Genomic DNA, 7,209 nt, shown 5'->3' on the forward strand with positions numbered 1-7,209 from the left:
TATGTTAATCTATAACAAACCATTATGGTTTAATTTTTATGAGTCATTAATCACAAGGTCATAATTATGGACATAATTAAAAAAATATTAATTGACGACATCGCAAGAATAAATCAAAAAGAAAAAAGAGATGGCCGGTTAAAATTTAACAGCGATTTTGTCTACAAACATCCCTACCTTTGCCTGGCAATGCTAGTGTCATATTTTTTCGTCTTAGTTTTGATGTACTTAACGCCATACTTTGGCACAGGCTACATGATTGCATTTACCGCTTTCTTTGTCCTGATGTCAGCCATCCTTATGATGGAAATCAAACCTGTATTTAAGTTTGAGGATATTGGCATTCTTGACTTACGCGTTTGCTACAACGGAGAGTGGTTCTTTAGTCGTGCGTTATCAACACAAGCAATTGATGAAATATTAAATAACAAGAATATCAGTGATGACTTTAAACTTCGCTTTAAGCATATTATTAATAATAAAGGCGAAATAGATTTTTATGATGTCTATGATTTGGCCTATTTACAAAAAAAGCCCTCACGGTTTAATGAACCAAACGTCACCTCCTCGTTAGCCAGTTCGTCAGTTATTGGGCAGTAAATACCCGTATTCAGAACACTTATGCCCCGTATGGGGCTTTAATCGTTATATCAAAGTAGCCTTTTTATCCAGCATACTTATTAGTTTTGTTAGGCAGATATCGTTAATACGCTAAAATGTTGCCTATAATAAGGTTAATGCTCCTAATAAAAAGAGGCTGATAGGTATGGATAAAATTGATGAACAACTGATTGCTATTTTAGCGGAAAATTCTCGTATATCTCTAAAAGATCTGTCACAACAAGTGGACCTCTCCTCTCCGAGTACATCCGAACGTCTGCGGCGTCTTGAAGAACGTAATATCATCCGCAGCTACACTCTAGACTTAGACCCGCGAGCTTTCGGTTATAACTTGCAAGCCATTGTCCGGGTCAAACCCTTGACGGGAATGCTGCATAGCGTTGCAAAGATGATCCAGGAGACACCAGAATGTGTTGAGTGTGACAAAGTAACCGGTGACGATTGCTTTATTAGCCGTCTATACCTTCAGTCATTGGAGCAATTAGATGCCATCACTGACCATTGGTCCGAACACGCCGAAATTCATACCTCAATCGTAAAATCATCCCCTATTATGCGGCGATTACCCCCATTAATGCAGCCAATCAGGGGCACAAAAATCTAAAATATATGCCTCCAGGCTCACTTTATTTATAATAAAGAGTTATGCTTCCTACCATTAGATAGATATCAAAAAAATGGATAGTTGATGAGCAGTGAAACCCTAAGTCAGGTGCCGGAGTCATTGATTCTAACACTCCCCAACAGCAGTTGGGATCAGAGTGAAACAGAAAGTGCCCGCGCTATTGAGGCTCTAGAACAAGGTAAAGTGCTATTTTTACCTCATCTGGCCTTTGCACTAAGTGAACAGGAGAAACAACTGCTCAACCCTACATTGGTTGATGTTAAGCGTAAGAATATCAGCTACAAGCCAGTGGAAGGCACGTTAACGGGTGTCACTGATGAAAGCAAAATTGCCTTAACCCGTCAGTTACTTGAACGCTATTACCAACGTTGCTTAAATTTAATTAATCAACTGTTGCCAGAGTATAAATCTGCCCTGCACAGCCCAACCAATAGTTTACGTTTACACCCGGTTACGGCCTGGCGTGATAACACATCATGGCGTAAAGACGATAGCCGCCTACATGTTGATGCATTCCCTTCACGCCCCAATTATGGCGAACGCATCATCCGTATCTTCACCAATATCAACCCTCAGGGTGAACCCCGGTCATGGCGTGTTGGCGAAAATTTCACCCAGTTGGCCAGCCGTTATTTACCGCAACTGGATGACTACTCCCCTATCAGTAGTTGGCTGCAAAATAAAGTGGGTATCACTAAACGCCGTCGCAGCCATTACGACCATCTGATGCTTCAGTTACACGACAAAATGAAGTCCGATTTGGATTATCAGAAGAATGGCCTACAACAAGCGATTGATTTCCCATCGGGCAGCAGTTGGATCTGTTTTTCTGATCAAACCCCCCATGCCGCAATGGGAGGGCAATATATGTTAGAACAAACTTTCCTATTGCCGGTTACCGGTATGAAACACCCTGAGCAATCCCCGCTAAAGATACTGGAATCATTGACACAGAAAACACTAATATAATCTATACAGATATTCCACTAATCCGCCAACACGGCGGATTACTGATTAAAGATATCATTGCCAAGCTGCACCGGTTATATCGCGAGTAAATTAGCAAAAAAAAATCATTGTTAAGCTTGATCCTCGATAAAAAATAAATATAATTTCTCACGTTATGTAAGCCAACTCCGCAATAGTTTTACTTGAGGTAAATAGATTAGCCTCATTGAGCACAATCCATATAGGGTATATTATTGCTCTGTTTGTGATTTTAGATAGCAGTTTTATTATATAGCTTATAATCATGGAATCTGATCAGATAGCGATTGGAGGTTAATATGGTTAAGGTCTATGACAGAAACAGAAACCAAATTATCCCGGGAATACGTGTAATGGTCGCACAAACCGGTGAGATTGACATAGCAAAAGCTATCCATGCCGACGGGCTGCCCCCAGTACAGGCCGAACGGGAAAGAGTAGTTGAATTGCAGCAAACAGGTGAACGTTACGTGCCTTTCGATTTAGTCAGATTAGGCTAATAGTCGTGAGTACATATAATGAATAGATTTAGACATACGATTTTCTTGGCGAAAATTGAAAAGCTAATTTATTAGCAGTGGCACTAATACGCTGGGGCACCTATATTAAAAAGGTCGCCCCATCATTTTTATATAACCTTGCTATTTATATGATTATGGCATTTGATAACGCAACTATTTGACAACGCAACTATAGTAGCCATCAACTATAACAGCAGAGAGTGGAATCCTAGCCAACACTGATTATCATCAACTGCCAATAATATATCCGGCGGGTGTTAATGACCACCCGTCGGATCAGCGTTATTTAAATATGACAAGCCGGTTCAATCGCCTGAGCCACTTTCTTTTGGAAGGTCTCAAGCTGACAAAGTTTGTCCTCTCCGCTGTTTTCACAACCTTCAATCGCAACAGGAACCCTACCTGCCGGATTGTTTTTCAAATCTAGTTTCTCAGCATTTCGTAATTGCTCCATGGTTTGATAGAACATTTTCACCGCGACATAGCGTTGATGATTATCTGGGTTCTGCCATAGCTCAAAGACTAACCCTCCACCGGGCGGTGTATTATCGGGTTGCTGTGGTAGTTGCCAATTGGCACCCAACATTCCGCCAATATTGGCAATATTCGTATCATGCCCACCAAGGAAAAGAACTTTGGTTTGTGGTGATAACGGCAGTGTTTGTCCCTGAGCATCGCGCTGAAGGACGAGTGCGGTCTCGATCTGTTGCAATAATGGAGTGCCCTTATGACGAGCGATATAAGGTGTTTTGGCCATTAAATCAAATTGCGCATTATGCAACGATAATAACGAGATCCAATTTTCTTCTCCCGTTAACCGATGCCAGGCAACATCAGGCATCGCTTGTGAATTCTGTAGCAGGAAGATCTCACCCAAGGTTGATGATAGCGCCAATGGTCCACTGAGCGAGACTTTTGTCCCACTATTATTCACCGTGATTTCATTCGCTGCAAATTGGGCAAAATCACAGATTTTTCCTTGTTTTTGCAGTAACTTACAGTAAGGCGATGCTGCAAAGTTCAATACCTCGCCCATCTGGGCAAAGGGTTTAGCATAGCGCTGGCTTAGTTCACTTAATGGCGCGCCTAGTCGCTCCTCAACAGCCTGATGGGTTTGTGTCGAATCTAACTTACACACCCCCGCGTCGACAGGGTGAAACAGCGGATCCACTTTTTTCAAATCAGCCTGATAATGTACTTTCAGGCCGCACCCCGGTGCTATTCCATCAAGAAATGCCTGCCCGGTTAAACGCGTTCGTTGATCAACATCGGCCTGCGCATAGATAGCCGTGTCAGTTGGGCACCCTGGCGCGAGTAACCCTTTGCTACGGAAGTAATCGCCATAGAATCCGCCCATCAATGTTACTAATTGTGCACCTCGGGGGGTTAAGTATCCTGCGGCGACCGGCCATTGCGGCCACTTGTCGGGGGTTACATCATTCATTAACTGTGTTTGTTTGGTTGGCGAGCGGACACCATGGCGGCTCAAAATAACCACGCGCTCCAATGTGTAACCGGTAGGCGGGATAGCAACCGGTGCGGCACTAATCGCGCTGCTACTTAGCATCAAAACCAGTGCGGATAATCGCAGACTATCTACTGTTACTGTCATAATTTTATATCCTTATTAAAACTACGAATATTTTTGCCTCAACGAGTATGGTCGACGATCGACGCCCCCACAATGTGCGAAAGCAATAAACAGTAGGAGTGCTAATAAGTGCTATAGAGCAAAAAATTATGTCAATTGGCGCTAAACTTGATTCGCTTCTCAGTGTTAGAACCATAATTAGCCGATTATGTCATTAACGATATTTATATTGAAAGGAGGGAGGGTACAAATCCGCTTTATCATTCCGGCCATTGTCCGAAAAGCATTAAGCGCATAAAAGCATTTGGCACATTAGGATTGGAGAATATAGCCCGTAATCCGGCAGCTATACATACACATCATAAGGAGTCTGACATGCGGAAAACAGGCGATATCGACAGAGTCATGTCGGCCAGACAACTTCCAAACAAAGCCGTAGCACTGATTCTTGCAGGAGGCCGTGGCTCACGCCTTAAAGATCTTACGTCCGTTCGCGCGAAACCCGCAGTTCACTTTGGCGGAAAATACCGCATTATCGACTTCGCACTCTCTAACTGCCTCAATTCAGGTATTCGCCGAATCGGCGTAATAACGCAGTATCAGTCTCATACCTTGGTGCAACATATTCAGCATGGTTGGTCGTTTCTCAGTGAAGAGATGAACGAGTTTGTTGATTTGTTACCTGCACAACAGCGCCAAGGACAAGAGCACTGGTATACCGGCACCGCTGATGCCGTCTTCCAGAACCTGGATATTATCCGCCGTTATCGTTCTGAATATGTCGTGATCCTCGCCGGGGACCATATATATAAAATGGACTACTCCCGCATGCTGTTGGATCACGTGGAAAGCGGCGCTGCCTGCACCGTAGCCTGTATTGAAGTGCCCAAAGAGGAAGCGAGTGCCTTCGGTGTAATGGAAGTGTCTGAAGATCTACAAGTAAAAATGTTTTGGGAAAAACCGGAGGATCCGCCAACGTTACCCGGTAAACCCGAGCGCAGCCTGGCCAGTATGGGAATTTATGTCTTTAATGCGGAGTTCCTGTTCAATTTACTGGAAAGCGATCACGCCGATAAAGGCAGTAGCCATGATTTTGGCAAAGATATTTTGCCGAAAATTACTGAACAAGGTCATGTCTGGGCGCATCCGTTCTCACTGTCTTGTGTCTCAACATCACCCGATGCCCCTGATTATTGGCGTGATGTAGGAACATTGGATGCCTACTGGCAGGCTAACCTTGATCAAGCAGCTATTACACCCGAGCTGGATATGTATGACCCTCATTGGCCAATACGTACCTATGCCGAGCCCTTACCACCGGCGAAATTTGTTCAGGATCGTTCTGGCAGTCACGGGATGACCATGAATACCTTAGTTTCCGGCGGCTGCTTTATCTCCGGTTCAGTGGTGGTCAACTCAGTGCTATTTTCCCGAGTGCGGGTCAACTCCTTCTGCAATATTGATTCTTGCGTATTGCTACCCGACGTCAATGTGGGCCGCTCTTGTCGTCTACACCGTTGTGTAATCGATCGTGCGAGTACTATCCCCGAGGGGATGGTGATTGGCGAAAATGCAGATGAAGATGCCCGTCGTTTCTATCGTTCAGAGAATGGCATTGTATTAGTCACCCGCGAGATGCTGGCAAAGCTGTAAGGACAGAGGTGGCCTGACATGGACAAGTGAGGAATAATTTATATAATCAGACCAAACAAATCAAAAGGTCTGATTATGTCGTTTACTGAATGGGTCATATTGGGTGTGGTTATTGGTTGTGCCGTTGGCGCGTTACTGAGGATTTTTGGTAAGAAGAAAGACCGCTAACCTTTTCAGTTGTCAGAATATACCCTAAATAATTCAAGTTGCAGGAAGACGGCAAGCGAGATACAAATCGGTCGGGAGCAGGTTTGAACGCTGCTTGCAGCGGCTTCGCACAGGCGAGGCCCAAGGATGGGCCGAGTAACGAGCGCAGCCAACACACATGCAACTTGAAGTATGGCGGGTATTGATAGAGTAAGACGGCGCATTACTGTGCCGTCTTTTTTGTGATAACGATCTCATTATCGATCAGAAGGTGTAACGTAACCCTAAGCGGAAACGATATTGCTCGCTGTTGTATTCATTCCAACGATCCAACCATTGCAATTCAAAATAGGGCATCCAGTGAGTGTCAATTTTATAACTGAATTTATTGGTTATTTCCCAGTGAGAACTTTTGCCATTTTTACCGTGAAAATCATTGACGCGCACAAAGTAATGAGGTTCAAAAGTATATGACAACGCATCAGTCAGTTTGAAATTCCAATAAGTGGCAAACTCATGGGTGTCATTGTGAGCATAATGACCATTGAGATCTTTTGATTCATAGTTATTGTGGTTATAACGATAGCGCGCAGTCAAATTAAATACCGGTAAGAATTTGTAGTTAAAATCCATATAGGCGGAACCACCCGAACCTGAGCTATTGGAGTTCACTAAGCCGCCAGGGGAAATAGTGAATTTATCTGTCGGGCGAAATAATGGATACCAACCCTCCAGTTCGTTATAGCTATGTTTGAATTGATCCATTTTCCCTGTGTTATAAGCATTCGTTAACATCAGGCCGGAACCATTATCAAAGTTATACCCACCGCGCAGGATAACTTCATGCAGCTCAGAGGCCGTATTATATGCTGCCCGGGTTTCAACATAAGCTCGACCGGCAAAGGCACTGGCAGAGCAAACCAACGAGGTAATCAAGATAATTGAATTATATTTATTCATGACAAATCCCTATTGATAACAATAAATGAAGGTTTATTATTTTTCTTACATCATGAAAAATGACAAATAGTTATCATGGCTATTCCTCTGCCATAAATAACCGG

The 7,209-nt window shown here is 43.6% G+C and carries 7 protein-coding genes; 5 read left to right on the plus strand and 2 right to left on the minus strand.

Annotation, left to right across the window (positions count from 1 at the left end; genetic code table 11):
* The first annotated feature begins 66 nt into the window (after positions 1-66).
* The 4 genes from V1952_RS18595 to ydfZ all read left to right on the plus strand — a co-directional run bounded on the left by V1952_RS18595 (position 67) and on the right by ydfZ (position 2,733).
* Positions 67-600 carry a YlaC family protein gene (locus V1952_RS18595; protein ID WP_083159184.1) on the plus strand — a complete coding sequence of 178 codons (534 nt, stop codon included), beginning with the start codon at positions 67-69 and terminating at the stop codon, positions 598-600.
* A 166-nt stretch (positions 601-766) separates the two neighbouring features.
* A complete protein-coding gene (locus V1952_RS18600; protein WP_083159185.1) occupies positions 767-1,225 on the plus strand; it encodes an Lrp/AsnC family transcriptional regulator in 459 nt (152 codons plus the stop codon).
* Between the two features lie 84 nt (positions 1,226-1,309).
* Positions 1,310-2,215: a Kdo hydroxylase family protein gene (locus V1952_RS18605; protein WP_420075294.1), complete on the plus strand. Its 906-nt coding sequence runs from the start codon at positions 1,310-1,312 to the stop codon at positions 2,213-2,215.
* Positions 2,216-2,532: 317 nt separating this feature from the next.
* The gene (ydfZ, locus tag V1952_RS18610) at positions 2,533-2,733 is read left to right on the plus strand and encodes a putative selenium delivery protein YdfZ (protein WP_420075295.1); all 201 of its coding nucleotides are present in this window, start codon (positions 2,533-2,535) and stop codon (positions 2,731-2,733) included.
* Between the two features lie 307 nt (positions 2,734-3,040).
* On the opposite strand, the gene V1952_RS18615 is transcribed toward ydfZ, so the two are convergent.
* Positions 3,041-4,366, minus strand: coding sequence for an AppA family phytase/histidine-type acid phosphatase (locus V1952_RS18615; RefSeq protein ID WP_372558649.1), 1,326 nt, complete (start codon positions 4,364-4,366; stop codon positions 3,041-3,043).
* 354 nt (positions 4,367-4,720) lie between these two features.
* Here V1952_RS18615 and glgC point away from each other — a divergent pair, with 354 nt between their 5' ends.
* Positions 4,721-5,998 (plus strand): glucose-1-phosphate adenylyltransferase, encoded by a 1,278-nt coding sequence (gene glgC, locus V1952_RS18620; RefSeq protein WP_420075296.1) that lies wholly within the window; start codon positions 4,721-4,723, stop codon positions 5,996-5,998.
* A 411-nt stretch (positions 5,999-6,409) separates the two neighbouring features.
* Here glgC and ompL read toward each other — a convergent pair whose 3' ends face one another.
* Positions 6,410-7,105 carry a porin OmpL gene (gene ompL, locus V1952_RS18625; protein WP_372558648.1) on the minus strand — a complete coding sequence of 232 codons (696 nt, stop codon included), beginning with the start codon at positions 7,103-7,105 and terminating at the stop codon, positions 6,410-6,412.
* Between the last annotated feature and the right edge of the window lie 104 nt (positions 7,106-7,209).

Source organism: Yersinia sp. 2542 StPb PI (assembly GCF_048593855.1).
Classification (GTDB): domain Bacteria; phylum Pseudomonadota; class Gammaproteobacteria; order Enterobacterales; family Enterobacteriaceae; genus Yersinia; species Yersinia enterocolitica_E.

Excerpts from the sequence above, each read along its gene's own strand:
- V1952_RS18600 (WP_083159185.1), top strand. The coding sequence starts at position 767 with ATGGATAAAATTGATGAACAACTGATTGCTATTTTAGCGGAAAATTCT.
- V1952_RS18615 (WP_372558649.1), bottom strand. The coding sequence starts at position 4,366 with ATGACAGTAACAGTAGATAGTCTGCGATTATCCGCACTGGTTTTGATG.
- V1952_RS18605 (WP_420075294.1), top strand. The coding sequence starts at position 1,310 with ATGAGCAGTGAAACCCTAAGTCAGGTGCCGGAGTCATTGATTCTAACA.
- V1952_RS18595 (WP_083159184.1), top strand. The coding sequence starts at position 67 with ATGGACATAATTAAAAAAATATTAATTGACGACATCGCAAGAATAAAT.
- ydfZ (WP_420075295.1), top strand. The coding sequence starts at position 2,533 with ATGGTTAAGGTCTATGACAGAAACAGAAACCAAATTATCCCGGGAATA.
- ompL (WP_372558648.1), bottom strand. The coding sequence starts at position 7,105 with ATGAATAAATATAATTCAATTATCTTGATTACCTCGTTGGTTTGCTCT.
- glgC (WP_420075296.1), top strand. The coding sequence starts at position 4,721 with ATGCGGAAAACAGGCGATATCGACAGAGTCATGTCGGCCAGACAACTT.